Genomic DNA, 25,825 nt, shown 5'->3' with positions numbered 1-25,825 from the left:
GCCGGCCTTTCCTCCGGATCACCTTCATCGTGCTGCATCGTCTTCGATCAGGCCTTCCCGGTGCAGGGCCTGCCGACAGGCCTCCCAGGCCTCGGCAATACCCTCCACGTCCTCCGGCCGCGGCGCGCCCCCAGCCTTGATGCGCTCGTCGAGACGCCGGGCGCGGGCCGCCAGGCGCAGTGCCCCCATGGCATGGCAGCCGGATTTCATCTTGTGGGCCAGCGCACGCACCGCCTCCGCGTCTCCCGCCGCCAGGCCCGCCCTCAGCCCCAGCACATGGCGCTCGGTTTCGCCGACGAACAACGGCAGCAGACGCTTCAACATGGGTGCCGCGCGATTGCCGTTCACCCCAGGCAGGGCCATCAGCGTATCCAGGTCCAGCGCCGGCTCTTCAAACACCTCAGTCGTCTGTGACGGCGGCCTGTGGCCGGCCACCGGGCGCCGCCACAGGCCGCTGCCGCTGGCAACGGGCCGGAAGACGGACTTGGCGGAAATTCGAGGTTTCAATGGACTCACCGGAAACGAAGTCTGCAATGGCCGCAGGGCCCAGTGCCCCGCCAACGGCCACCGTTTTACCCAAACATCGTCCCGCCAGATGCCTAACAATGCGCATCCTGCGCCAACTCGAGGCGAGTCGGCAGCCGCCTGTGCCAAAATTCACAAACGGCCACGCTGTCCGCCGCCCGGCGCCCATCGGCTACAATTGCAACATTTTTCTCCCGGCATTCCGGCGGCACACAGCCCGCCCGTCAAGGTAAGACCAGATGACCGCACCCACTTCTCCGGCCGACGAAGCCACAACGCCCAGCAACTTCATCCGCAGCCTCATCGACGAGGACCGCCGCCTCGGCAAATGGGGCGGACGGGTCGAAACCCGCTTCCCGCCGGAGCCCAACGGCTACCTGCACTACGGCCACGCCAAGAGCATCTGTCTGAATTTCGGCCTGGCCGAGACCTACGGCGGCGCCTGTCACATGCGCTTCGACGATACCAATCCGACCAAGGAAGAACAGGAATACGTCGACGCGATCATCGAAGCCGTGCAGTGGCTGGGCTTCAGCTGGGGCGAGCACCTGTATTTCGCGTCGGACTACTTCGACAAGATGTACGCGATGGCCGAGCACCTGATCACCGTCGGCAAGGCCTATGTGGACTCCCTGTCCGCCGAGGAAATGCGCGCCTATCGCGGCACCCTGTCGGCGCCCGGCAAGGACAGCCCCTACCGCAACCGCAGCGTCACCGAGAACCTGGAGCTGTTCCAGCGCATGAAGGCCGGCGAGTTCCCCGACGGCACGCACATCCTGCGCGCCAGGATCGACATGGCCTCGCCCAACATCAACCTGCGCGACCCGGCCATCTACCGCATCCGCCACGCCACCCATCACCGCACCGGCGACCGCTGGTGCGTGTATCCGATGTACACCTTCGCCCATCCGATCGAGGATGCGCTGGAGGACGTGACCCACTCCATCTGCACCCTCGAATTCGAGGACCAGCGCCCGTTCTACGACTGGCTGCTGGACAGCCTCGCCGACGGCGGCTTCTTCCCGCGCCCGGTGCCGCGCCAGATCGAGTTCGCGCGCCTCAACCTCACCTATGTGGTGCTGTCCAAGCGAAAGCTGATCCAGCTGGTGGACGAAAAACACGTGGCCGGCTGGGACGACCCGCGCCTGCCGACCCTGGTCGGCGCACGCCGCCGCGGCTTCACGCCGGAAGGCTTCCGCATGTTCGCCGAGCGCATCGGCGTCTCCAAGTCCGACTCGTGGATCGACATGAGCGTGCTCGAAGACTGCATGCGCGAGCACCTCAACGAGGCTGCCGAACGCCGCGTCGCGGTGCTCGACCCGCTCAAGCTGGTCATCACCAACTATCCGGAAGGCCATACCGAACGCTGCCACGCCCCCAACCATCCGCTGCACCCGGAGCTCGGCAAGCGTGAAATGCCCTTCGGCCGCGAGTTGTGGATCGAGCGCGAGGACTTCATGGAAACCCCGGTGAAGGGCTACCACCGCCTCTATCCGGGCAACATGGCGCGTCTGCGCTACGGCTACGTGGTGAAGTGCACCGGCTGCGAGAAGGATGCCGACGGCAACATCACCGCCGTGCTGTGCGAATACATGCCCGACTCCAAGTCCGGCACGCCGGGCGCCGACAACTACAAAGTGAAGGGCAACCTGCACTGGGTGTCGGTGGCCCACGCCTATACCGCCGAAGTGCGCCTGTACGACCGCCTGTTCGGCCACGCCTACCCGGGCAACCGGCGCGAGGGCGACCCGGAGGAGCTGGAGCGCGACTTCCTCGACGACATCAACCCGAACAGCCTGAAAGTCATCACCGCCCAGCTCGAACCCGCCCTGCGCGCAGCCAAGCCGGAAGCCCGCTTCCAGTTCGAGCGCCACGGCTATTTTGTGGCCGATCGCGTTGCCTCCCGCGACGGGGCGCCGATCTTCAACCGCACCGTCACCCTCCGGGATACCTGGAAGAAGTAAATACGCCCCAGGCCCGGACGCCATCCGGGCGACCTCTCCCCGTGGCACGGCAATGGCCGGCCACGGGGGCATGCCTCCCGACCCAACACCGCCGAACCCGATCCGCGCAATGCCTGCGGAATTATCCACGACGGACATGCTGCCGGGGATGCACTCGTCTCACGCAATTGGCACAATAGCCGAGTACAAGTGAATACCACTGCAGTCGATCGTCAATCTGCAATTTCCACCGCAACCACTCAAAGCCTGACACGATGCTGAGCAAGCTCTCGATCCGCGTCCGTCTCCTGCTGGCCAGCACAGTGGTTCAGGTGGTCATGCTGACGCTGCTGCTGACCAACAGCGGGCGGCTGATCAATGAGGCGACGACCGCCAGCCTGAACACCCTCATCACCCAGAACGCCGCCATCCTCAACGTGGTAACGGCCGCCTACGTACCCCAGGGACGCTACCAGGATCTGCAGGACGCCCTCGGCGAACTGCTCGGCAACAGCCATGAAGGCCTGGTTTATGTGCGCATCGCCGACAGTGCCGGGCAACTGCGGGTCCGCGCCGGCCTGCCGGAAATGGACGCCCCTCCGCCGCCCAACGAAGACAGTGCCGACACCCTCGGCAACTATGTCGGGCACACCCTGATCCACGTGCGGCGCCCTGTACTGCTGGAACACAACCAGGTCGGCGTCGTGCAGTTCGGCGTGTCCGTCGCACCGCTGGCCCTGGCCAAGCAGCGCATCCTCAACCAGGGCATCGCCATTGCCAGCGTCGAGGTACTGCTCACGCTGCTGCTGCTCGGCGCCATCGGCTACCTGCTGACCCGCAACCTGGGGCGCCTGCTGCGCGGCAGTCAGGCCATCGCGGCGGGGCGTCTGTCCCACCGCCTGCCCGAACAGGGCAACGACGAGCTGGCACAGCTGTGCCGCCATTTCAACCGCATGGCCGCTGCGCTGCAGTCGCGCATCCAGGAGCTCGAGAGCACCGCCCGCCAGCTGGCCCTCAGCGAAGAACGTTATGCCCTCGCCACCCGGGCCGCCAACGACGGCCTGTGGGACTGGGACATCGCCAACAACAAGACCTATTTCGCACCGCGCTTTGCCGAGATCCTCGGCCTGTCCTTCAATGCCTTCACCGAAGAGCAGCGTTCGATCATCGACTACCTTCACCCGGACGACCGGGAGCCTTTCCGTCTGCGCGTGATCGCCCACCTGAAGCGTGAATCTGCCCAGCTGATGGCCGAACACCGCATCCGCCACGCGGATGGCGACTACCGCTGGATCCTCATCTGCGGCATGGCTGTCTACGATCCGACCAGCGGCCGGGCGATCCGCATGGCCGGCTCGATCAGCGACATTCACCTGCGCAAGCGCGCAGAGGATCAGCTGATCCACGACGCCCTGCACGACGGCCTCACCGGACTCGCCAACCGGGCTCTGTTCGTCGAGCATCTGCAGAACACCCTGCGCCACGCGGACCGTGCCACCGACAACCTGTTTGCAGTACTGCACGTCAACATCGAACGCTTCCATGTGGTGAACGACAGCCTCGGCTATTCGGCCGGCGACGATCTGCTGCGCCTCGTCGCATCGCGCATCTGCGCGCTGGCCCGCCCCGGCGATGTGGTCGGGCGCGTAGCCGGCGACCAGTTCGCCGTGCTGCTCAATGACATCCCGGATGCCGGCGAGGCGATCCGCTTCTCGGAAAACCTGCAGACCCGACTGGCCGAGAGCGCCGAACTCAACGGCCACCAGCTCTACCCCAAAACCCGCATTGGCGTCGTCCTCGGCAGCGGCGGCTTCCACAGTGCGGAAGACCTGATGCGCGACGCCGACAATGCGATGCACCGCTCGCGCAGCAGCGCCGAAGCCTCCATCACGGTATTCCAGTCGGCCATGCACCAGCAGGTCCTGCGCGACCTGCAACTCGAATCCCAACTGCGTGCGGCCCTGCGGGACCACCAACTGGTGGCCCACTTCCAGCCCATCATCGATCTGCGCGACGGCCGCACAATCGGCTTCGAGGCCCTCGTCCGCTGGCCTCAGGCCAGCGCCCGGCGCATCGGCCCGGACGTGTTCATCCCCGTCGCCGAATCCCTCGGCCTGGTCCACCAACTCGGCATGCAGATGCTTGAGCAGAGTTGCGTCTGCATGACGGCCTGGCGCGAACAAGGACTGGCCGACGAGAACCTGTCGATCAGCGTCAACCTCTCCGCCCGCCAGCTCGGCCAGGCCGACCTGGCCGACCAGATCGTGGCCTGCATCGAACGCCACGGCCTGCCGCCCAGCGCCCTCAAGCTGGAGATCACCGAAAGCACCCTGGTCACGCGCAAGGAGCTGGCCATGCACCAGCTCGGCAAACTGCGGGCCAAGGGCCTGCGCATCCTCATCGACGACTTCGGCACCGGCTACTCGTCCCTGAGCTACCTCCACTCGATTCCCTGCGACACCATCAAGCTGGACGGCTCCTTCGTCCGCGAAATCGAGACCATTCCCCGCCTGCGCACCATTGTCGAGGGCAGCATCCGCCTGGCCCATGAACTGGGCATGAGCGTGGTCGCCGAATGTATCGAGACCCCCAGCCAGGCCGACATGCTCAGGGAGCTGGGCTGCGACTACGGCCAGGGCTACCTGTTTGCGGCCGCCGAGCCGGCCGAAAAGATCCGACAGCGGCTCGAAGCCCAGAGGATTGGCACATGAAGCCATTTCACGCCCTGCTGTTTGCGTTTGCGGCGATCACGCCCCTTGCCGCCCGTGCCGATACACCGTCGCCGTTTAGCCTGTCCGGTTTCGGCACCCTCGGCGCAGCACGGACCGACAACGCCACGCGGGCCTTCCGCGCCAACAGCGTCAGCGATTCCGGCGCAGGAGCATCCTTCGATCTGTCCGTCGACTCCGTGCTCGGCATACAAGGGTCCCTGCAGATCGGCAGCCGCCTCGACCTGACCCTGCAATCGGTGGTCCGCAAGAGCCCTACCGGCAGCTACGATCCGCGCGTCACCTGGGCTTTTGCGAGCTACCAGGCCACGCCCGAGCTGTTGCTGCGGATCGGCCGCACCCGCCTGCCGTTCTTCATGTATTCCGATTCGCTGAACCTCAACTACGCCAATCCCTGGATCCGGCCCCCCGTCGAGGTTTACAGCCTGAACCCCCTGTCCGACATCGACGGCGCCGACGCCCTGTACCGCAGGCAGATCGGTGGTACGGATATCGAACTGCATGCGTATGCCGGGCACAGCGCGATGAACATCCGCGGCGGCTCGGCCAATCTCGACAAGATCCGCGGCCTCAAGGCCTCCTTCAGCCGCAACGGCCTCACGGCCCAGTTCAGCTACGCCCAGGCCGATATGTCCCTGCGCTGGTCCGATGCGCATTTTCTGAGCCTGCAGCAGGCCCTCGTCGCCACCGGCTACGGCGCCATCGTGCCGGAGCTCTCCGGCACCGACGGCAAGACGAGCTTCATGTCGGCCGGCCTGCAGTACGACCAGGACCGCCTGCTGCTGATCGCCGAAATCGCTCGTCGCAATGTGGATCGCTACATCGACACCGGGATGGGATGGTATGTCACGGCCGGCTACCGGACCGGTGCCTTCACGCCCTACCTGACTGTCGCCCGCCAACGGGAAACCTCACCGGTCAGCAGCGCGGTGACCGGAGTCGCCGCACTCGACATTGGCCTGGCTGCCTTCAACGCCGGGCGCAACAAGGCCCAGCGCAGCATCGGTGCCGGCCTGCGCTGGGACGCGGGACGCAATGTTGCCGTCAAGGCACAGCTCGAACGCATTCAGCCCGGCCCCGGCGGCCTCGGCATCTTCCTCCCCAGCCAGCTTGGCGACTATTTGAAGCCGGACGGGCCGACCCATGTCCTGAGCCTCGCGGTGGACTTCGTCTTTTGAGCCCCATGCGCCTAGCCAGAATCCTCCTGATCGCTGCCGGCCTGCTTGCCCCGGGCCCGGGCAGGGCGGAGCTCGTGCTGGTCGCCAGCGTACGCACCGCGGCCGTCGAGGTCAGCCGTGAACGCGCCGAAAACCTCTACCTGGGCCACGCCACCACGCTGGCCGACGGCACCCCCGTCAAACTCATCGACCTGCCCAACGGCACATTGCGCGACGATTTCTACCTGAAGCTCACCGGCAAGAACCCAGCTCAGATCCGCGCCTACTGGTCCCGGCTGGTATTCACCGGCCGCGCCCTTCCCCCCCGCGAGGCCAGCTCGACCGCCGAGGCGCGCCAGTGGCTGCTCGATACCCCTAACCTGATCGGCTACATGGAACGCACCGACGTGCCACCCGGCGCACGCATCCTGCAGCGCCTCCCCTGAATGGCACGCGACCGAGGTCGGTTTGACGAGATCTGCGCCTTCGCGTATACTTGCGCGTTTCCTGCAAACTCTTCACTCGGAGTACATCCATGTACGCGGTCATAAAAACCGGCGGTAAGCAGTACCGTGTCACCGTCGGCGAAAAACTCAAAGTAGAACAGATACCGGCTGACGTGGACTCGCAAATCACCCTCGACCAGGTCTTCATGGTCGGCGAAGGCGAGTCGGTCAAGATCGGCACCCCCGTTGTGGCTGGCGCCACCGTCACGGCCACCGTGGTTTCCCACGGCCGTCACGACAAGATCAAGATCTTCAAGATGCGTCGCCGCAAGCACTACCAGAAGCATCAGGGTCACCGTCAGAACTACACCGAGCTGCGCATCGACGCGATCTCGGCTTAAGGAGAATCCGACATGGCACACAAAAAGGCTGGCGGCAGTTCACGTAACGGTCGCGACTCAGAAAGCAAACGCCTTGGCGTCAAGCGCTACGGCGGTCAATTCGTCCTCGCCGGCAACATCATCGTTCGCCAGCGCGGCACCGAATACCACCCGGGCGAAAACGTCGGCATCGGCAAGGATCACACCCTGTTCGCGCTGACCGAAGGCACCGTTCAGTTCACCGTCAAGGGCGCCAACAAGCGTCGCACCGTGAACATCGTGCCCGCTGCCGCTGAATAACTTCAGCTCGCATGCACTCAAAGCCCTATCTGTGGATAGGGCTTTTTTCTTTCAGGGCCCCATTTGGCGCCCCAACCGGAAGCTCCCATGAAGTTTTTCGACGAAGCCCGTATTGAAGTCATCGCCGGGGACGGCGGAAACGGCGCCGCCACCTTTCGCCGCGAAAAATACATCCCCATGGGCGGCCCGGACGGCGGCGACGGCGGCAAGGGCGGCGACGTTTACGCCGTCGCCGACCGCAATCTCAACACCCTGATCGACTTCCGCTACAAGCGCACCTTCCTCGCCGAACGCGGTGAGAATGGCCGCGGTGCAGACTGCTATGGCAAGGGTGGCGACGATATCGAACTGCACATGCCAGTCGGCACCATCATTTCCCTGCAGGAAACCGGCGAGATCATTGCCGACCTGGACCACGACGGCAAGCGCGTAATGATCGCCAAGGGCGGTCGCGGCGGCCTCGGCAACCTGCACTTCAAGACCAGCACCAACCGCGCCCCGCGCAAGAAGACCATGGGCCAGGAAGGCGAGCGCAAGAGCCTCAACCTGGAACTCAAGGTTCTGGCCGACGTTGGCCTGCTCGGCATGCCCAATGCCGGCAAATCCACCTTCATCCGCGCAGTTTCGTCCGCCAAACCGAAGGTTGCCGACTACCCCTTCACCACCCTCGCCCCCAACCTGGGCGTGGTGCGCACCTCCGAAAACCGCAGCTTCGTCATTGCCGACATTCCCGGCCTGATCGAAGGTGCCGCCGACGGTGCCGGCCTCGGCCACCAGTTCCTGCGCCACCTGCAACGCACGCACATCCTGCTGCACATCGTAGACATCGCCCCCTTCGATCCGGAGGCCGATCCGGTCAGCGACGCCCACGCGATCGTCGAGGAGCTGCGCAAGTACGATGAGGAACTGGTCAACAAGCGCCGCTGGCTGGTCCTGAACAAGCTCGACCTGATTCCCGATGCGGACGAGCGCCAGGAGCGCATCGCCGCCTTCCTCGAAGCCTACGGCCCGGTGGAGCGTCATTTCGAAGTCTCCGCGATCAGCCGCGCCGGCTGCCAGGAAGTCGTCTTTGCTATCCAAGATGTCCTCGACGAGGAAAAGGCCGCCGCTCAGGCTGCCGCCGATGCGGCAGCCGCCGCCCGGGCCGCGGCCGGCATCGAAGACGAGGAAGAGGCAGCCGATGCTGACGAACTCGACGACGACGAAACCGATTACGACGAAGAAGACGACGATGAGATCCGCAATTCGTAACGCCCGCCGGCTGGTCGTCAAGGTCGGCAGCGCCCTCGTCACCAACAACGGCGAAGGCCTGGCCGTCGAAGCCCTGGCCGACTGGGCGCGACAGATCGCCAGCCTCGCCGCCTCCGGCAAGGAAATCATCCTCGTCTCCTCCGGCGCCATTGCCGCCGGCATGCAGCGCCTCGGCTGGACCAGCCGCCCGCAGGAAATGCACCAACTCCAGGCTGCAGCCGCCGTCGGCCAGATGGGGCTTGCCCAGGCCTACGAGAGCGTCTTTTCGCAGAACGGCCTGCACACCGCCCAGATCCTGCTGACCCACGAAGATCTGGCCGACCGCACGCGCTATCTCAACGCCCGCTCGACCCTCGTCACCCTGCTCGAACTGGGCGTCGTGCCGATCATCAACGAGAACGACACCGTCGTCACCGACGAGATCAAGTTCGGCGACAACGACACGCTTGGCGCCCTGGTCGCCAACCTGATCGACGCCGACGCGCTGATCATCCTCACCGACCAGCAAGGCCTGTACACTGCCGATCCGCGCAAGGATCCAGCTGCCACGCTGATCTCCGAGGACCGCGCCGAAAACACCGCCCTGGAAACCATGGCTGGCGGCGCCGGCAGCGGCATCAGCAAGGGCGGCATGATCACCAAGGTTCGCGCGGCCCAGCGCGCCGCCCGTAGCGGCGCCCACACCTGCATCGCCAGCGGTCGCGAAGCCGATGCGCTGCTGCGCGTTGCTGCCGGCGACAGCATCGGCACCCTGCTCTACGCTACCAGCACGCCGCTGGCCGCCCGCAAGCAATGGCTTGCCGACCACCTGCAACTGGCCGGCAGCCTGACGCTCGATGCCGGCGCAGTACAAGCCCTCAAGGACGGCAAGAGCCTGCTGCCGATCGGCGTCATCGCCGTAAACGGCAAGTTCTCCCGCGGCTCCGTAGTGGCCTGCCGGAGCGAAAGCGGCCAGGAAGTTGCCCGCGGCCTCATCAATTATGCGAGCAACGACACCCGCCGTATTGCTCGCCACGCATCCAGTGAAATCGAGGAACTGCTCGGCTTCTCGGAAGAACCGGAGCTGATCCACCGGGACAATCTGGTGCAGATCGGCTGATCTTCTCGCAGTCCAATTCCCCCAAAAGCAAATGGCCACCGATTGGTGGCCATTTGCTTTTGGGGCCCAAGCTGGCCATGACAACCAGAAAGAGCCCCATGAAAAACGGGCACCCGAAGGTGCCCGTCAATTTCCAGTTCAGACGAGGTCTGAATTAGAAGGAGTGACGCAGGCCCAGCTGAACGCCTTGCAGGGTGGCGCCGGTGGCGGAGGTGCCAACGGTGCCCAGACCAGCGGCGTTGTTGCCGAAGTCGTAGCGAGCGTTGTTGTCGTTGTTCAGGTGAACGTAGGCAGCCTTCAGCTGGGTGCGCTTGGACAGGCTGTGCTCGTAGCCCAGTTCGAAGAACTTGGCGCCGGTGTCGCTGGCGGAGCTGCCATCCAGCTTCAGATCGTTGGCGAAGTAGGCTTGAGCCAGAACCTTGCCAGCCGGGGTCACGTTGAAGGTACCGCCCAGGCCGAAGACGTTCTGGGTAGCCTTGCCAGCGCCGAGGCCGATGGCGGTCAGGTGATCGCCACGGGTGCGGTCGAAGATCGCACGAACGGTAGCGATGCCGAAGTCATAAGAACCACCGACACGCAGGTCGGACACGTTGGTGCCAGCGTCGTTACCCAGGGAAACGGCGTTGTAGGTCACCGCAGCCAGGATCGGGCCATTGGCGTACTTCAAACCGAGGTCGTAGCCGCTGGTGTTGATCGGGGAGTTGGTGGTGTTGTGGAACGACTTGTTCTCGTTGGCAACGTAGGCAACGGTGGCGTTCAGGCCGTAGTACGTCGGGGAGACGTAGGCAATGGCGTTGCTCCAGCGGGTGTCGAAGATCGACGCGCTGGTGGCGCTGCGGCCAACGCCGGTAGCCGGGGTGTAGTTGGTGTTGGCGTCGGTACCGCCGATCAGGTTGTTACCCAGCTTGCCCAGCAGAGCGGAGTTCGCGCCGATGCCGGCAGCGCCAGCGTTCACGTCCAGGGTGGTGCCCAGAGCACGGGTCGGGCCGGTCAGGTTGCCCAGAACCACGGTGCCGAGGTTGGCGCTGGACAGGCCAACGAAGCTGTCACGGCTGGTGCTCAGGCCGCCCTTGCTGTCGAAGGAAACACCGCTTTCGAACTGGAACACAGCGGTCAGGCCGTTGCCCAGAGCTTCAGCGCCCTTGAAACCGACGTAGGACGAGTTGGAGGAAACACGGGTGGTGTTGCCCAGGTCGGTGTTGCCATTGGTGTTGGAAACACGAACCACGTCGAAGGAACCGTCAGCAATACCGTAGACGGTGACGTTAGCTTGAGCGAAGGCGCCGGTGGAGGCCAGGCCGGCAACGGCCAGAGCGATCAGTTTCTTTTGCATATGTTTCTCCTCTTGATTGAAGACTGGCACGCACTGCTTGCGCAGGGCCGACCAATTTCACCTCTCTAACGAGAAGTTGGCCTGCATTGTCAGCGCTTGGCAAAGCCGAGGGCAAGGACAGCGTTGTTTTTTGGATGCGAAGCGGCACGAGAGTGTTGCAAGTTCGCAACATGCAGGACGCGCCCCACGCCAGCAAGGCATCACACGGCACAACAAGCTGTGCAGCCGTAAGGGTTTTACACAAGTGTGCGACGCAATATAAAAATAGGAAGCTTGCTATATAATATTTTCACAGTCCCACTTCTTCCTGTCGCCGCCATGAACAAGAACAGAACTCTTCGAGAAGCCGCCGTCACCAGCAACCTGGTCCGCCTGTCGCGCATCTATCGACGAGCAGTCAATGAGGCGGCCCTCGCCCATGGTCTGTCGGACGCCAGGGTGCTGCCGATCATTCATCTCAGCCGCCTCGGTGATGGCGTACGACATGGCGTGCTGGCGGAAGACATGGGCATCGAAGGCCCGTCGCTGGGCCGCCTGCTGGATCAGCTGTGTCAGGCCGGCCTGATCGAACGTCGCGGCGATGCGGCCGACAAGCGGGCCAAGCTGCTGTACCTCACCGGACAGGGCCACGCGATGGCAGCCACCGTCGAGAAACTGATCGAGGAACTGCGCAGCAAACTGCTCGCCCGCATTGCCGACGAAGATCTTGAAGCCACCTTGCGGGTGTTCGCGGCCTTCGACGCCGCACTGCATCCCGGGAACGGCGATGAATAAGCTGCTGACGGCCTTGCGCTTCGAACGAAGTGCACTGCTGTTTTCCTTCAACAGCTTCGCGGCGGCCATGCTGGCCCTGTACGTGGGCTTCAGCATCGGCCTGCCACGGCCCTACTGGGCCATGATGACGGCCTACATCGTCAGCCATCCGCTGGCCGGCGCCGTACGCTCGAAGGCCATCTTCCGGCTGTGCGGTACGCTGGTCGGCACTACGGTTGCCCTGCTGCTGGTCCCCCCGCTGGTGGACTCACCCGTATTGCTGTGCCTGGTGATCGCCCTGTGGATCGGCGCCTGCCTGTTCGTTTCCCTGCTCGACCGCACCCCCCGCAGCTACGTGCTGATGCTGGCCGGCTACACCGCGGCGATCATCGCCTTCCCCAGCGTCAACACCCCCGACCAGATCTTCGACGTGGCCGTCGCGCGCTTCGAGGAGATCTCGATCGGCATCGTCTGCGCCACCGTCGTCCATAGCCTCATCTTTCCCCGCCCCGTCGGCGGTCCGCTGGTCGCCCGACTCACCAGCTGGCTGAGCAGTGCCGACCAGTGGGCCCTCGATGTACTGCACGAACGCAGCGCCACCGAGACGGACCGCGAACGCCGCCAGCTGGCCGCCGCGGAGACGGAAATCCACCTGCTGTCCAAGCACCTGCCCTTCGACACCTCCAACCTGCGTGAGATCACCAACGTCGTCCATGCGCTGCATACCCGCACGCTGGTCCTGATCCCGATCATCGACGGGCTGAACGACAGGCTTAGCGCCTTGCGCGCCGACGGGCATGCCCTCTCGCCCGAGGTCGCCGACCTGATCGAGCAGGTCGCCACATGGATTGCAGGTGGCGCCGACCGCAACGGAGCCGAGCCGCTGATCGCCGAACTGAGATCCGTCGCCGCGGCCACGCCCCACGACGCCGACTGGGCCACGCTGCTGTCAGCCAGCCTGCTGACCCGGCTGGTCGACCTGGTGGACACACTGGGCGACAGCCACACCCTACTCGACCACGTACGCCGTAACAAGCCCCTGTCGGCGGAGCTGGCGGAACTGGTGGATACCAAAGAGCATCGGCCCCTGCACCGGGACTACGGCATGGCGCTGCTGTCTGCCGGCGCGGCGAGCATCGCAGTGCTGCTCAGCTGCGCACTGTGGATCATGAGCGGCTGGCGGGATGGCGCCGCTGCGGCAATGATCGCCGCGGTGGTGTGTTGCTTCTTCGCAACGATGGACGACCCCAAACCGACCATCGCCAGCTTCGGCATCTTCAACCTGGTCGCCCTGCCGATTGCTGCGGTGTTCCAGTTCACCGTGATGCCTCAGGTCAACGACTTCCCGATGCTGGTGCTAGTGCTGGCGCCGATCCTGCTGCCGATGGGTGTCTACATGGCGGCCCCGCGCACCCTGGTGCCCGCAATGGCCATGATCACCGGCTTCTGCAATGCGCTGGCCCTGCAGGAAACCCTGAGCCACCAGGATTTCGCCGATTTCCTCAACGTCAACATGGCCCTCTTCGTCGGCGTCTTCATTGCCCTGTGGGTCACCGGCTTCATGCGCACGATCAGCGTCGACACCAGCGCGCGCCGCCTGTTGCGCCACAACTGGCGGGATCTCGCCCACCACGCGCGGGCCGGCGCCTCAGCTGAACCGGTGGCCCTGGCCGGCCGTCTGCTCGACCGCCTGACCCTGCTGACGCCCAAGCTCGCCGCCGTGTCCCAGAGCGGCGAACTGCGTGGCGTCGACGTTCTGCATGACTTACGCATCGGCATGAACCTGGTCACCTTGCAGAAGGCCAGCCCGGATTTCGACACCACCACGCGCGACTTGACCGAACGCGCGCTGAATGGCGTCGGCGAGCACTTCTCGACCCGCTCCAACGGCCGCATCGTCGATGCGCCGCCCGGGCTGCTGGCCGACATCGATCATGCGCTGCACGCCATCACCGAACTGCCCCCGTCGACGGCCAAGCTCGCCGGCCTGTCGGCGATGGTCGGCCTGCGCGGCAACCTGTTTCCCAAGGCCGTGGCCTATCAGGCCGCCGGCCTGCTCTCGATGAAAGGACCCTCCGCATGATCGGGGAACTCAACCTCGACGGCGTACTGGTGTCGTCGATCCTCGTGTCGACACCCCTCGCCTTCGTCTTCTCGTTCCTGCTGCGCCGCGTGTTCTCGCTGGTCGGGCTGTACCGCATCGTGTGGCACCCGGCCCTGTTCGACGCTGCCGTGTTCATGATCGTCTGGTCCCTCGTCATCCGCCTGCCCATGCCCTCCTTTTGATTGAAGGTGATGCTCCCGTGAAACCACTCTATCTCAAGCTCCTTCGGATCGCCGTCACTCTGGTGGCCATCGTCCTCGCCCTCTTCGCGTCCCAACGCCTGTGGGATCACTACCAGGTCGAACCCTGGACCCGCGACGGCCGCGTGCGTGCCGACATCGTGCCGGTCACGCCGGACGTATCCGGCCTCGTCACCCACGTGGCGATCCACGACAACCAGTTCGTGAAGCAGGGCCAGGAACTCTTCCAGATCGACACCGAGCGCTATCGCCTGGCCCTCAAGCAGGCCGACGCGGCCGTCGCCACCGTGCGCGCCAACCTCGATCAGGCCCGCCGCGAAGCCCGCCGCAACGCCCAGCTGTCCACCCTGGTGGCCCAGGAAACCGTCGAACAAAGCCGCGAAAAGGTCGAACTCGGCGAAGCCCAGCTGGCCCAGGCCATCGCCAATCGCGAGCTGGCCGCCCTCAACCTGGCCCGCACGAAGATCGTCGCGCCGGTGGACGGCTACCTCAGCGACCTGTCCCTGCGCTCGGGTAACTACGTGACCGCCGGCAAGCAGGTGCTCGCCGTGCTCGACACCCACTCGTTCCACGTAGACGGCTACTTCGAGGAAACCAAGCTTCAAGGCGTGAAGATCGGCCAGCCCGCCAAGATCCGCATCATGGGCCGCGAGCAGGAACTGCGCGGCCACGTGGAGAGCATCTCAGCCGGCATCGAGGACCGCGACCGTGCCAACGGCAACAACCTGCTGCCCAACGTGAACCCGGTGTTCACCTGGGTCCGCCTGGCCCAGCGGATTCCGGTGCGCATCGCCCTCGACGAAGTGCCGAAGGATCTCCAGTTGGTTGCCGGCCTGACCGCCACCGTGGCGATCGTCGACAAGGACGGCCACGCCAAAGCCGCGGCCAATCCCGTCGGCCCCCTGGCCACAGCCGGCGGAGCACGGCAATGAAGGCCCTGCACACCTTGGGCGTCATCGGCCTCACCCTTGGCCTGGGCGCCTGCACCACGGTCGGCCCCAACTACCACCTGCCGGAACAAGCCGCCGTCAACCTGCCGACGGCGCAAGGCGCCTTCGTCGGCAGCACCAGCGCCAGCGTCCGCAGCGAGCCCCTCCCCGCCAACTGGTGGAAGCTCTATGACGACACCACGCTCAATGGCCTGATCGAGACGGCCTTCGCCGCCAACACGCAGCTGCGGGTCGCTGCCGCCAATCTGGCGCGGGCCCACGCCATCGTCGCCGAGGCCGAATCGGCCAGCGAACCCGCCGCCCGCGTCAGCGGTGCCGTGGCCCGCGAAAAGGTCGCCGGGCAAGCCTACCTGCTGAAGGAGAACATCCCGCCGATGAGCCTCGGCATTGGCGGCCTGGCGGCCTCCTACCAGCTCGACCTGTTCGGCCAGCTGCGGCGCCTGACCGAAGCAGCCGACGCCGACGCAGAAGCCAGCCAGGCCGCCGTCGACCTGGTGCGTGTCAATATCGCCGCCGACGTGGCCCGCAATTACGTCGAAGCCTGCTCGGCCGGCTACCAGAAGCAGGTCACCGAACGTGCCCTGCAGCAACAGGAAGACAACCTGAACGTCGCCCGCAAGCTGGCCGACGCCGGACGCGGCACGGTCACCGACGTGACCCGCGCCAGGGCTCAGGTCGAACAGATCCGTGCCTCGCTGCCCGCTTACGACGCCCGCCGCAGCACCGCGCTGTACGCACTGGCCACCCTCACCGGCCGCCCACCCGCAGAGTTTCCGAAGACCGTCGCCAGTTGCGTGCAAGTTCCCAAACTGAACGCGCCGATCCCGGTTGGGGACGGCACCGCCCTGCTCAAGCGCCGCCCGGACATCCGCCAGGCCGAACGGGCCCTGGCCGGCGCCACTGCGCGCATCGGCGTGGCGACCGCAGCCCTCTACCCCACGGTATCCATCGGCCTGACCGCCGGCCTCACCGGCCTGCTCGCCGATCTCGGCCAGCCAGACACCCAGCGCTGGGGCATCGGTCCGCTGATCAGCTGGACGATTCCCGGCGGCCTCGAATACGCCCGCATCGAGATTGCCAAGGCCGGCGCCGAAGCCGCCCTGGCCCGCTTCGACGGCACCGTGCTCGGCGCCCTGCGCGACACCGAAACCGCACTAGCGGTCTACGCCCGCGAGCTCGACCGCAATGCGGCCCTGCGCAAGGCACGCAACGAAGCCGCTGAAGCCGCCCGCCAAGTGGAAGCCCTGTACCGCGGCGGACGCGCGCCCTACCTCAACGACCTGGATGCCCGACGCAACCTCACCAGCGCCGATGCGACCCTCGCCGTGTCGGACAGCCAGCTGGCGCTGGACCAGGTCAGCCTCTTCCTGGCGCTCGGCGGCGGCTGGGAACAGGCATCAGGCAACAAGAACATCCATTCCGTCGCTACCGCCGGGCATCACTAATGCGCTCTGGCGACAAGCATAAAAAAACCAGCCCGAAGGCTGGTTTTTTTGCGACGGCACAGCCGGCGACTTACTTTTGGCTGAGCACCCAGGCCACGAGGGTCTTGGCTTCAGCCGGGTTGACCTGCGGGTTGGGGGGCATCGGAACCTGACCCCAGACGCCGGAACCACCCTTCTGGACCTTCTCGATCAGCTTGGCTTCGGCGGTCTTGTCGCCCTTGTACTTGGCGGCCACATCCTTGTAGGCGGGGCCAACGACCTTCTTGTCCACAGCGTGGCAAGCCAGACAGTTCTTGGCCTTGGCCAGATCAGCACCGGCATCGGCGAAGGCGGCGGTGGAGCCCATCAGACCGGCGATGGCGGCGACAGCGACGAGTTTCTTCATTGTGATCCTCTCGAGTTGTGTGGCGAAAAAAGCTGCGCGGAGTCTACGCCGCGCCTTCGGGTTTGCCAATTGCCGCAAGCGCGACTTCAAGCGCCGGCCAGGCAGCAAACGGGGGCAAACAAGTAACGCCGGAACACAACCAGGCGTTGACGGCTTCGGCGGCCGGCTTGTCGAGGACCGGCGGCAACCCGGGCACATCGGGCGGCAAGGCCACGCTCAGCAGGCTGGGGCGATAGCTTCCGCTAACCCGCCGCGACCATTCCGGCAGCACCGCCGGAGCGCCCCGCAACACCAGCAGGGACGGAGGCTGCAGGTGCTCGGCGAGGGCCACGGCAAGACTGGCGAAGCCCATGGGGCTTGCCCCCATCGCCGGATAGAAAGCCTGTAGCGTGCGCTCCGCCGCCGCAAGGTAACGGGTTTCACCGGTCAGATGCCCGAGCCGGCCGAAGACCTGCGCGGCAATCCCATTGCCGGACGGCATCGCATTGTCGTGGCCGCTCTTCGGACGATGGATGAGCGCCTCGTGATCGTGGCGGGTGAAGAAGAAGCCACCACCGGCCCGATCCTCGAACGCATCGAGCAATACATCGGCCAGGTCTTCGGCGAACTCCAGGTCCTCCGGCCGGTAGCCTGCCTGCAAGCTCTCGATCAGCGCGGCAATCAGCAGCGCATGGTCGTCCAGATAGGCGTTCAGATGGGCCCGCCCGTCCTTGTAGGTCGCCAGCAGGCGGCCGTCCTGCCAGAGGGTTCGACGGATGAAGTCGATGGCCTGCGTCGCCGCGGCCAGCCAGTCGTCACGACCGAAGACCCGCGCCGCATGGGCCAGGCCGTGGATCATCAGCGCGTTCCAGCTGACCAGCAGCTTGTCGTCGCGGCCGGGACGCACCCTGCCCTCCCGTCGAGCAAACAACTTGGCGCGGGCCCGCTCCAGCGCGGCCTCCGCCTCGGCCAGCGAGATGCCGAGCTTGTCGGCGACGCCGGTCAGCGGCCTGGCGATGTAGAAGTGCCAGTGCTTCTCCTCGAAGTTGGGCGGCCGCGCCACGCCGTAGTGCTGGGACAACACGCGGTACTCCAGATCGTCGAGGCATTCGCGTACCTCGGCCTTGTCCCACACGTAGAACTTGCCTTCCTCGTGCTCGGAGTCGGCATCCAGCGAGGACGCGAAGCCGCCCTCCGGCAGGCGCATCTCCCGCAATACCCATTCGGCGGTGCGCTCGGCCACCCGTGCAAACAGCGGCTCGCCGGTGAGCAGCCAGGCATCGGCATACAGCGCAAGCAGCGGCCCGTTGTCGTAAAGCATCTTCTCGAAGTGGGGAATGTTCCACCAGCCATCCACGCTGTAGCGCGCAAAGCCCCCGCCCAGCTGGTCGAAGATGCCGCCTTCGGCCATGCCGCGCAGGGTCTTCAGCGCCATGTCGCGGGCCGCCACATCGCTGGTCGCGGCGAAGCAGCGCAGCAGGAAGTCCAGGTCTGCCGGATGCGGGAACTTGGGCGAGCCACCGAAGCCGCCGTGCTCCTCGTCGAAAGTGGACGCCAGGCCCTCCTGCAGCGTGCGCAATGGAGCGCCGGTGAACTCCGAGGGGTGGGCACTGCCAATCGCCTCGCTGCGGGCCAGCGCGGCACGCAAGCCCTGATTCTGTTCGTCGATGGCCTGGCGCTGGGTCGTGAAGGCCTCATGAACCCGCTGCAGCAGATCCGGAAAGCCCGGCAGGTTGTAGCGTGGTTCCTTGGGGAAATAGGTGCCGCTGAAAAAGGGGCTGCCGTCCGGCGCCAGGAACACCGTCAACGGCCAGCCCCCGCCGCGCCGCGCAAGCATCTGGTGGGCGGCCTGGTAGATCTGGTCGAGGTCGGGGCGCTCCTCCCGGTCCACCTTGATGTTGATGAACAGGCGGTTCATCACGGCCGCCACCTCGGGATCTTCGAAGGATTCGTGGGCCATCACATGGCACCAATGGCAGGCCGAGTAGCCGATGGACAGCAGGATCGGCCGGTCTTCCCGGCGAGCCAGGTCGAGGGCCTCCTGGCACCACGGCCACCAGTCCACCGGATTGTCGGCATGCTGCTGGAGATAGGGTGAGGTTTCGTGCTGCAGTCGGTTGGGCATGGGGGCTCCCGCTGGGGGTTTGTCGGTTTTGTACGGCGTTTTGCGTTGGAGCCCCTATCCAAGCAAAAGTTGTGCGGCCTCAGAAGGCGATGGCTACCGCAAACTGCAGGCGCAGCCGGTGATCCCGCTGCCCGTAGGCGAGATCCAGCGCGATGGGCCCGGCCGGGCTCTTCCAGCGCGGGCCGAAACCGTAGCCGAAGTTCATCTTGAACAGCTGGCGCTCGTCGTTCGCATTGCCGGCATCGACGAAAGTCGCCACGCCCCAGTCGCCGGAATACCAATGCACGTACTCGGCGCTGGTTACCGCCAGGTAGCGCCCGCCGACCGTCGCCGTACCGTCGCGCACGCCCAGGCTCTGGTAGGCGTAGCCGCGCACGCTCTGGGCGCCGCCGGTACGGAACAGGAAGTCCTGCGGCACCCCGTCGCGGGACGGCGCCACGGTGACGCCGCCCTCCGCCCGCAGGATCAGCACGTCGCGCTTGGCGACCGGCACGAAGAGCTGGTAGCGCCCATAGAAGCGCGCAAAGTTGCGGTCGGACAGCAAGACCTGGGCCGCGCCGCCGACCTGCAGGTTGAGCACCTGGCCGTTCCGTGGATCGAGGATGTTGTCCACCGCCCGCCGCGTCCATGACCAGTTGGCGGCCAGGGCCTTGCGGCTGGACGGCAGGCTGCCGTCGGGGGTCAGGGTTTCGTGCTGGAAATTGAGGGACAGGCGGTTCTCGATGTTGCCGCGCGGTATCGTGCGCACCACGCCGATGGACTGGCGCTGGGTCTGCAACCCGGAGATGTCGGTGTGCTCGGCCAGCACGCCGACGCTGTCCAGGTCGCCCGCCAGGGATGGCGGCAGGAACACGTCCGCATAGCCGAGCTGGCGACGCTGCTCAAGGCGGATGCCGCTGACCAGGTTGTAGGCCCGGTCGAAGAAGTGGGCGTCCCGATAGGTGGTTTCGACCCGGTAGCCGGTGTTGCTGCTGGCACCGATGCCGAAGCCCAGCCGGCGCGGCAAGGCCTCGGTGAGGTGGACCCGCAGCGGTGCCGCATCCGGCGTAGCGGACTCGCGATCGACGTCCACCACCACCGAGGCGAAATACGGCGTGTTCTGCAAGGCGGTCTGGAAGCGCAGCAGGCGGTCGAGGCTGTAGGGCTCGCCGGCCTTCGGCGGCTGGTAACGCTCGATCAGCGACGGGTCGTAGCTGCCGAGGCCAGTGATGTCGAGCCGGCCGAAACGGAATTCGGGCCCGGAATCCACATCGACGCTGAGCGTCGCGGTGGCCGTCTCCGGATCGATGAGAGCATGGCTGGCGGTCATGCTCGCCGCGGCGTAATCGCGAGCGCTCACGGCATCCATCAGTTGCTGCTTGGCCGCATCCCAGTCGGCCTGCCGGAATGGGTGGCCAACCGGCAAGCTCCAGGCTGCCGTCAGGGCCGCAAGACGGGCTGGGCGCGCCCCCTCCGCGCGGTTCAGGTCACCGCTGAAATGCAGCCTGACCTGGCTGATCGTGGTCCGCCGTCCGGGCGTCACGACGATGCGGAAGGCCTCGCCGTCCTCCACGCTCTCGATGGACGGCGAGAAATAGCCTTCCGTCGCCAGGATCTCGCCGATCTCCTTGCGCGCCCGGCGCAGGATGGCCACCCGCCCCCCTTCATCCAGGCCGCTCTCCGGCCGCTGGTCGAGGAAATCCACATGTTTTTCGAGCAGTGCCCGCAGCTCATCCGGCGCCGCCAGTTCAACCCGGACGTCGGCTGCCTGCACCCATGCCGCCGCCGCCGTGGCGAGGCAGGCGATCAACAGGCGAAGGGCGGAGGGACGGCGCAGCACGGGCCGGATTCTAACAGTCCTTATTCCATCCGCGTGCGCAGGCGCACGACGCGCTGCTACACGTCCCCGAGGCGCAGCAAGCCGGTGTTACCGCCGGTGGCCGCGGTGTTGACGGTCACGCAGCGCTCATGGACCAGGCGCTCCAGCGCGTAGTCCGGCGATGGCACCAGGAAGGGCAGGATCGGCCCGCCCCGGTTGGCGAAGGCCAGCCGCCAGCGAGCGGTCTCTTCCGGTGGAAGATCCGCTAGCACGGCAACCCACACGCAGGTGAGCACGTCGGCGCACGGCTCGACCCATGTCCGCAGCGCCTCCGGCAGGGAAGCCAGCCAGGCGGCAGCCGCCTCGTCCTCGGCCGGCAGCAGCAAGCGGTTGTCGGTGGCCAGCGCAGCGACCAGCTGGTGATACCAGGCTGCCGCGCTATCCCCCAGCCCCAGGACGGCGCCACGGGCATGGAAACCAAGGGTGTTGCGTTCGCCCGTCGGCCCCGGCAGGAGCATGCTCAGGCCAGCCAGGGAGGCCTGCCGATACGCGGCGATCCGATTGCACAGCCCCCGCTTGAGCGCCGCGTCGGGCAGGGACGGGACCGGGCCGGCCAACCAGGCGTCCAGCACGTCGAGCGCCGGTCTCGGCGGGCGCTGCAGAGCGTGCAAGGGCGGCGGTGCCTCCTGCACGAGACGGCGCAGGCTCAAGGGCCCACCGGCTTTCGGCCCGGTCCCCGACAGCCCCTCCCCGCCGAAAGGCTGCACGCCGACCACCGCGCCGATCATGTTGCGGTTCACATACACGTTGCCGACCGGCATGCGCCGCACGATGCGCTCGACGAAGGTATCCACCCGCGACTGGATGCCCAGCGTCAATCCATAACCGGTCGCCACCAGGGCGTCGAGCAATGCGTCCAGCTCGCCGGCGGCATAGCGCAGCACGTGCAGGACGGGCCCGAACACCTCCCGCGTCAGCTCGTCCGGCGTGTTCAGCTCGATCAGGGTCGGCACCACGAAATGCCCTTTCAGGCATCCATCCGGCAGGCTGCGGACCAGCACCCGGTAGCGGTTGGCGCGCATCGCGTCCACGTAGGCGTCGATCTGCACACGGGCCGCGGCATCGATCAACGGCCCCACATCGGTGGCGAAATCGTCGGGACGCCCGACGCTGAGCTCGGCCATCGCCCCATCGAGCAGTTCGAGCACCGGAGCGGCGATGTCCTCCTGCACACACAGCAGCCGCAAGGCCGAACAACGCTGGCCGGCGGAATCGAAGGCGGAGCTCAGGACATCGGTGACAACCTGCTCCGGCAAGGCCGTCGAATCGACGATCATCGCGTTGAGGCCACCGGTTTCGGCGATCAGCGCTACATCGCCGCGGACGGCCAACTGCCGGTGGATAGCGTCGGCCACCGCAGTCGAACCGGTGAACATCACACCGCGGACACGCGGGTCGGCCACCAGTTGCGCGCCAATGGTTTCGCCCGGCCCGGGCAGGCATTGCAGCATCGGGCGCGGCACACCCGCCTCATGCAGCAAGGCCACGGCCCGGTCGGCAATGAGGGACGTCTGCTCGGCAGGCTTGGCCAGCACCGGGTTGCCGGCGGCCAGCGCGGCGGCGATTTGCCCGACGAAGATCGCCAGCGGAAAATTCCACGGACTGATCGCCACCACCGGGCCCAGCGGGCGACTGCCGGCGAGGTCACCGGCCCGCAGGCAGCTGGCGTAATAGCGGCAGAAATCCGCCGCCTCGCGGACTTCGCCCAGCGCCGCGGCAACGGTCTTGCCAGCCTCGCGCACAAGCAGGGCCACCAAGGCGTGACTGCGCGCCTCCAGTGCCAGCGCGGTACGCTCCAGGCACAGGGCGCGCTGCTCCGGCGCCTCGACGCTCCATCCCGGCGCCTGGGCGGCCGCAAGCTGCACGGCCACATCCACGTCCGACGGGCTGCTCCACCGCACCGCGCCGACCACTTCATCGAGCTGCGCCGGATTGTGGATCAGCCGTCGGTCGGCACCCTCAGCCAGCGCTGCGCCGATACGCGGCTCCGCATGCAGGGTCTCTTCACGGCTGCGCTCGAGGGCGCTGAGGAAAGCCCGGCGCACGCCGCCGGCCGCCAGATCGAAACCGCGACTGTTGCGACGTCCGGTGTACAGATCCGCGGGCAGCGGAATCTGCGGATGCGGACTGCCGCCGGTCGCCAGCACGCCGTCCACGGGATCGGCCACCAGCGCGGTCAACGGCACCGCTTCGTCCACGACCTGATTCACGAAACTGCTGTTCGCCCCGTTTTCCAGGAGTCGGCGCACCAGATAGGCCAGCAGGCCCGCATGGCTGCCCACCGGCGCGTACACACGCACTGGACGGCGCAGGCTAGGCTCTTCGCTCTGGACGAGTTGCCCGAACAGGGTCTCGCCCATGCCGTGCAGGCACTGGAATTCGTAATCACCGGGGCGGAAGCTGCCGCCCATCTCGAGCACCGCGGCCACCGTGTGGGCGTTGTGGGTGGCGAACAGCGGGAACAGCGCGTCGGGCGCGGCCAGCAACGCGCGGACACAGGCCAGGTAAGCCAGGTCGGTATGGGCCTTGCGGGTGTATACCGGGTAGTCGGTCAGCCCGTCCTGCTGCGCTCGCTTGATCTCGCCATCCCAGTAGGCACCTTTCACCAGACGCACCATCAGACGCCGCCGATGCCGGCGTGCCAGGGCCACCAGCCAGTCGATGAGCGCCGGCGCACGCTTCTGGTAGGCCTGCACGACGAAACCCAGCCCCGCCCAGCCGGCCAGCGCGGGGTCGGCCACCAGCGCGGCGAGCACGTCGAGAGACAGTTCGAGGCGGTCGGATTCCTCCGCGTCGATGGTCAAGCCGATGTCCTGGGCCTTGGCCAGGAGGCACAGCTGGCGGACCCGCGGCACCAGCTCACGCATCACGCGGCGATGCTGGGCCCAGCCAAAGCGGGGATGGAGGGCCGACAGCTTGATCGAAATGCCATTGCGCTGCTGCACGCCATGCCAGCGGCCATGCTCACCCACCGCATGGATGGCCTGGGCGTAGGCCGTTGCATAGCGGGTCGCATCGTCGCCAGTGATGGCAGCCTCGCCGAGCATGTCGAAGGAGTACAGGTAATTCGCCGCAGGGCCGCTCCGGGTGCGCTCCAGGGCCTCCCGGATCGTCTCGCCGACGACGAACTGCTGGCCAACCAGGCGCATCGCCCGTTCCATCGCCTCGCGCAGCAGCGCCCCGCCGCTCCGCTGCAGCAGGCCGAGCAGCGCGCCGGGCATGCGCCGCTCTTCGTCGGGCGTCAGCAGGCGGCCGCTCAGCGCGAGGCTCCAGGCCGCCGCATTCACGAACAGGGATGGACTGTGTCCGACGTGTCCGGCCCAGTCCCGGTAGCGCAGCTTGTCGCGGATCAGGGCATCACGGCCGGCGGCATCGGGAATGCGCAACAGGGCTTCGGCGAGACACATCAGCGCCACGCCTTCGTTGCTGTCGAGGGAAAACTCGTTCATCAAGGCATCGACGCCGGTAGCCCGGCGGCGCGTGCTGCGCACCGTTGCGGCCAGGGATTCGGCGCGTGCCGAGATACGGACTGCCTGGAGTTCGGAAAAGCGGGCGCCGTCGATCAAGGGCGCCAGTGCCTCGGCTTCAGGTTGTCGGACGGCATCTTCGATGCGACGGCGCAGGACCGCCAGGTCGGCATCGGAGGACAGGCATGAAGCGGGGTCGAAGGGCGCGGTCATGGGATCACCAGGCGAAAGCTGCATACGCCAGGTTCGACCACGGCCGGAGGAAACGATTCAACCGGACCCGCAAGCGGGCCCGGCGGTCATGCATGGACGGCGATCAGCCTTCCTGGTGGTAGCGGGTCACCAGCTCAACCTCGTTCTTCGAGCCGAGCACCACCGGTACGCGCTGATGCAGTTTGGTCGGCTGGATGTCGAGGATACGCTCGCGCCCGGTGGTGGCCGCACCGCCGGCCGCCTCGACGATCATCGCCATCGGGTTGGCTTCGTACATCAGGCGCAGCTTGCCGCCCTTGTCCTTCATCTTGCTGTCCAGGGGGTACAGGAAGACGCCGCCGCGGGTCAGGATGCGGTGCACGTCGGCCACCATCGAGGCCACCCAGCGAGTGTTGAAATCCTTGCCGCGCGGACCTTCCTTGCCGTCGCGCAACTCGCGCACATAGCGCTGCACCGGCGCTTCCCAGAAGCGTTCGTTGGAACCGTTGATGGCGTATTCCTTGGTGTCCTCGGGAATCGTCATGTACGGGTGGGTGTAGATGAAGCTGCCCATTTCCCGGTCGAGGGTGAAACCATGGACGCCATCGCCAACCGTCAGCACGAGCTGGGTGGACGGGCCGTACACCGAGTAGCCGGACGCCACCTGGGCCGTGCCGGGCTGCATGAAGTCCGCTTCGGTCGGCGTGGCGACGCCCTCCGGACAGCGCAGCACGGAGAAGATTGTGCCGACCGAGATGTTCACATCGATATTGGACGAGCCGTCGAGCGGATCGAACAGCAGCAGGTAGGCGCCCTTCGGGTAATCGCCGGAGATCGGGCGGATCTCTTCGACTTCCTCGGAGGCCATCGCCGCCAGGTGGCCGCCCCATTCGTTGGCCTGGATCAGAATGTCGTTGGCGATCACGTCCAGCTTCTTCTGGGCCTCGCCCTGCACGTTGTCACTGCCCGCCTCACCAAGGACACCCGCCAGGGCGCCCTTGGACACATTGACAGCGATGGCCTTGACGGCACGGGCGACGACTTCGATCAGCAGACGCAGGTCGGCGCCCATCAGGCCCTTGCGCTGCTGTTCGATCAAAAACTGGGTAAGCGTGACTCGACGCATGACTCGATTCTCCGGGATTGCCTGTGAAAGTACGGATTATCGCCCGGATCGATGCCTTCCGTCGTTTATGATTAGCAA

The 25,825-nt window shown here is 66.2% G+C and carries 20 protein-coding genes; 13 read left to right on the top strand and 7 right to left on the bottom strand.

The window, feature by feature from the left end:
• Positions 1-24: 24 nt before the first annotated feature.
• Positions 25-507, bottom strand: coding sequence for an Hpt domain-containing protein (locus B4920_RS01795; protein ID WP_139379402.1), 483 nt, complete (start codon positions 505-507; stop codon positions 25-27).
• 257 nt (positions 508-764) lie between these two features.
• Between B4920_RS01795 and B4920_RS01790 the strand changes: the two genes are divergently transcribed.
• The 8 genes from B4920_RS01790 (at position 765) to proB (ending at position 9,830) form a co-directional block, all read left to right on the top strand.
• The gene (locus tag B4920_RS01790; RefSeq protein ID WP_079432882.1) at positions 765-2,489 is read left to right on the top strand and encodes a glutamine--tRNA ligase/YqeY domain fusion protein; all 1,725 of its coding nucleotides are present in this window, start codon (positions 765-767) and stop codon (positions 2,487-2,489) included.
• A 254-nt stretch (positions 2,490-2,743) separates the two neighbouring features.
• Positions 2,744-5,179 (top strand): EAL domain-containing protein, encoded by a 2,436-nt coding sequence (locus B4920_RS01785; protein ID WP_079432881.1) that lies wholly within the window; start codon positions 2,744-2,746, stop codon positions 5,177-5,179.
• The gene (locus tag B4920_RS01780; protein WP_079432880.1) at positions 5,176-6,375 is read left to right on the top strand and encodes a hypothetical protein; all 1,200 of its coding nucleotides are present in this window, start codon (positions 5,176-5,178) and stop codon (positions 6,373-6,375) included. The genes B4920_RS01785 and B4920_RS01780 overlap by 4 nt, the downstream gene beginning before the upstream one ends.
• A 5-nt stretch (positions 6,376-6,380) precedes the next feature.
• Positions 6,381-6,800, top strand: coding sequence for a hypothetical protein (locus B4920_RS01775; protein WP_079432879.1), 420 nt, complete (start codon positions 6,381-6,383; stop codon positions 6,798-6,800).
• Between the two features lie 89 nt (positions 6,801-6,889).
• Positions 6,890-7,201 carry a 50S ribosomal protein L21 gene (gene rplU, locus B4920_RS01770; protein ID WP_079432878.1) on the top strand — a complete coding sequence of 104 codons (312 nt, stop codon included), beginning with the start codon at positions 6,890-6,892 and terminating at the stop codon, positions 7,199-7,201.
• Positions 7,202-7,213: 12 nt separating this feature from the next.
• Positions 7,214-7,480: a 50S ribosomal protein L27 gene (gene rpmA / locus B4920_RS01765; RefSeq protein WP_079432877.1), complete on the top strand. Its 267-nt coding sequence runs from the start codon at positions 7,214-7,216 to the stop codon at positions 7,478-7,480.
• Between the two features lie 87 nt (positions 7,481-7,567).
• Positions 7,568-8,731, top strand: coding sequence for a GTPase ObgE (gene obgE, locus B4920_RS01760; protein WP_079432876.1), 1,164 nt, complete (start codon positions 7,568-7,570; stop codon positions 8,729-8,731).
• Positions 8,712-9,830 (top strand): glutamate 5-kinase, encoded by a 1,119-nt coding sequence (proB, locus tag B4920_RS01755; protein WP_079432875.1) that lies wholly within the window; start codon positions 8,712-8,714, stop codon positions 9,828-9,830. Before obgE ends, proB begins: the two co-directional genes overlap by 20 nt.
• A 154-nt stretch (positions 9,831-9,984) precedes the next feature.
• Here the strand turns inward: proB and B4920_RS01750 are convergent, their stop codons facing one another.
• Positions 9,985-11,163, bottom strand: coding sequence for a porin (locus B4920_RS01750; protein ID WP_079432874.1), 1,179 nt, complete (start codon positions 11,161-11,163; stop codon positions 9,985-9,987).
• 318 nt (positions 11,164-11,481) lie between these two features.
• Between B4920_RS01750 and B4920_RS01745 the strand changes: the two genes are divergently transcribed.
• The 5 genes from B4920_RS01745 to B4920_RS01725 are packed head-to-tail and all read left to right on the top strand — an operon-like array spanning position 11,482 to position 16,615.
• The gene (locus B4920_RS01745; RefSeq protein ID WP_079432873.1) at positions 11,482-11,937 is read left to right on the top strand and encodes a MarR family winged helix-turn-helix transcriptional regulator; all 456 of its coding nucleotides are present in this window, start codon (positions 11,482-11,484) and stop codon (positions 11,935-11,937) included.
• On the top strand, positions 11,930-13,999 hold the full coding sequence (locus B4920_RS01740; protein WP_079432872.1) for an FUSC family protein: 2,070 nt from the start codon (positions 11,930-11,932) through the stop codon (positions 13,997-13,999). Before B4920_RS01745 ends, B4920_RS01740 begins: the two co-directional genes overlap by 8 nt.
• A complete protein-coding gene (locus B4920_RS01735; RefSeq protein WP_079432871.1) occupies positions 13,996-14,202 on the top strand; it encodes a DUF1656 domain-containing protein in 207 nt (68 codons plus the stop codon). Before B4920_RS01740 ends, B4920_RS01735 begins: the two co-directional genes overlap by 4 nt.
• 17 nt (positions 14,203-14,219) lie before the next feature.
• A complete protein-coding gene (locus B4920_RS01730; RefSeq protein ID WP_088179352.1) occupies positions 14,220-15,152 on the top strand; it encodes an efflux RND transporter periplasmic adaptor subunit in 933 nt (310 codons plus the stop codon).
• On the top strand, positions 15,149-16,615 hold the full coding sequence (locus B4920_RS01725) for an efflux transporter outer membrane subunit (RefSeq protein ID WP_088179351.1): 1,467 nt from the start codon (positions 15,149-15,151) through the stop codon (positions 16,613-16,615). Before B4920_RS01730 ends, B4920_RS01725 begins: the two co-directional genes overlap by 4 nt.
• Before the next feature lie 70 nt (positions 16,616-16,685).
• On the opposite strand, the gene B4920_RS01720 is transcribed toward B4920_RS01725, so the two are convergent.
• The 5 genes from B4920_RS01720 to B4920_RS01700 all read right to left on the bottom strand — a co-directional run bounded on the left by B4920_RS01720 (position 16,686) and on the right by B4920_RS01700 (position 25,747).
• Positions 16,686-17,000 (bottom strand): c-type cytochrome, encoded by a 315-nt coding sequence (locus B4920_RS01720; RefSeq protein WP_079432869.1) that lies wholly within the window; start codon positions 16,998-17,000, stop codon positions 16,686-16,688.
• Positions 17,001-17,043: 43 nt separating this feature from the next.
• The gene (locus B4920_RS01715; RefSeq protein ID WP_079432868.1) at positions 17,044-19,104 is read right to left on the bottom strand and encodes a thioredoxin domain-containing protein; all 2,061 of its coding nucleotides are present in this window, start codon (positions 19,102-19,104) and stop codon (positions 17,044-17,046) included.
• Positions 19,105-19,183: 79 nt separating this feature from the next.
• On the bottom strand, positions 19,184-20,923 hold the full coding sequence (locus B4920_RS01710; protein ID WP_254050809.1) for an autotransporter assembly complex family protein: 1,740 nt from the start codon (positions 20,921-20,923) through the stop codon (positions 19,184-19,186).
• Between the two features lie 56 nt (positions 20,924-20,979).
• Positions 20,980-24,642 (bottom strand): bifunctional proline dehydrogenase/L-glutamate gamma-semialdehyde dehydrogenase PutA, encoded by a 3,663-nt coding sequence (gene putA, locus B4920_RS01705; RefSeq protein WP_079432866.1) that lies wholly within the window; start codon positions 24,640-24,642, stop codon positions 20,980-20,982.
• A gap of 103 nt (positions 24,643-24,745) precedes the next feature.
• Entirely contained in the window at positions 24,746-25,747 is a 1,002-nt protein-coding gene (locus tag B4920_RS01700) for a class 1 fructose-bisphosphatase (protein ID WP_079432865.1), read from the bottom strand.
• Positions 25,748-25,825 lie beyond the last annotated feature (78 nt).

Origin of the sequence: Zoogloea sp. LCSB751 (assembly GCF_002028455.1) — a bacterium.
GTDB lineage: Bacteria > Pseudomonadota > Gammaproteobacteria > Burkholderiales > Rhodocyclaceae > Zoogloea.
The sequence above is the reverse complement of the archived record's forward strand: the minus strand, read 5'-3'. Positions and strand labels throughout refer to the sequence as shown.

What these genes read in the sequence shown, in the direction of transcription:
- obgE (WP_079432876.1), top strand. Translation starts at nt 7,568, where the DNA reads ATGAAGTTTTTCGACGAAGCCCGTATTGAAGTCATCGCCGGGGACGGC.
- B4920_RS01700 (WP_079432865.1), bottom strand. Translation starts at nt 25,747, where the DNA reads ATGCGTCGAGTCACGCTTACCCAGTTTTTGATCGAACAGCAGCGCAAG.
- B4920_RS01785 (WP_079432881.1), top strand. Translation starts at nt 2,744, where the DNA reads ATGCTGAGCAAGCTCTCGATCCGCGTCCGTCTCCTGCTGGCCAGCACA.
- rpmA (WP_079432877.1), top strand. Translation starts at nt 7,214, where the DNA reads ATGGCACACAAAAAGGCTGGCGGCAGTTCACGTAACGGTCGCGACTCA.
- B4920_RS01790 (WP_079432882.1), top strand. Translation starts at nt 765, where the DNA reads ATGACCGCACCCACTTCTCCGGCCGACGAAGCCACAACGCCCAGCAAC.
- B4920_RS01715 (WP_079432868.1), bottom strand. Translation starts at nt 19,104, where the DNA reads ATGCCCAACCGACTGCAGCACGAAACCTCACCCTATCTCCAGCAGCAT.
- B4920_RS01735 (WP_079432871.1), top strand. Translation starts at nt 13,996, where the DNA reads ATGATCGGGGAACTCAACCTCGACGGCGTACTGGTGTCGTCGATCCTC.
- B4920_RS01780 (WP_079432880.1), top strand. Translation starts at nt 5,176, where the DNA reads ATGAAGCCATTTCACGCCCTGCTGTTTGCGTTTGCGGCGATCACGCCC.
- B4920_RS01720 (WP_079432869.1), bottom strand. Translation starts at nt 17,000, where the DNA reads ATGAAGAAACTCGTCGCTGTCGCCGCCATCGCCGGTCTGATGGGCTCC.
- putA (WP_079432866.1), bottom strand. Translation starts at nt 24,642, where the DNA reads ATGACCGCGCCCTTCGACCCCGCTTCATGCCTGTCCTCCGATGCCGAC.
- rplU (WP_079432878.1), top strand. Translation starts at nt 6,890, where the DNA reads ATGTACGCGGTCATAAAAACCGGCGGTAAGCAGTACCGTGTCACCGTC.
- B4920_RS01750 (WP_079432874.1), bottom strand. Translation starts at nt 11,163, where the DNA reads ATGCAAAAGAAACTGATCGCTCTGGCCGTTGCCGGCCTGGCCTCCACC.
- B4920_RS01740 (WP_079432872.1), top strand. Translation starts at nt 11,930, where the DNA reads ATGAATAAGCTGCTGACGGCCTTGCGCTTCGAACGAAGTGCACTGCTG.
- proB (WP_079432875.1), top strand. Translation starts at nt 8,712, where the DNA reads ATGAGATCCGCAATTCGTAACGCCCGCCGGCTGGTCGTCAAGGTCGGC.
- B4920_RS01725 (WP_088179351.1), top strand. Translation starts at nt 15,149, where the DNA reads ATGAAGGCCCTGCACACCTTGGGCGTCATCGGCCTCACCCTTGGCCTG.
- B4920_RS01745 (WP_079432873.1), top strand. Translation starts at nt 11,482, where the DNA reads ATGAACAAGAACAGAACTCTTCGAGAAGCCGCCGTCACCAGCAACCTG.
- B4920_RS01775 (WP_079432879.1), top strand. Translation starts at nt 6,381, where the DNA reads ATGCGCCTAGCCAGAATCCTCCTGATCGCTGCCGGCCTGCTTGCCCCG.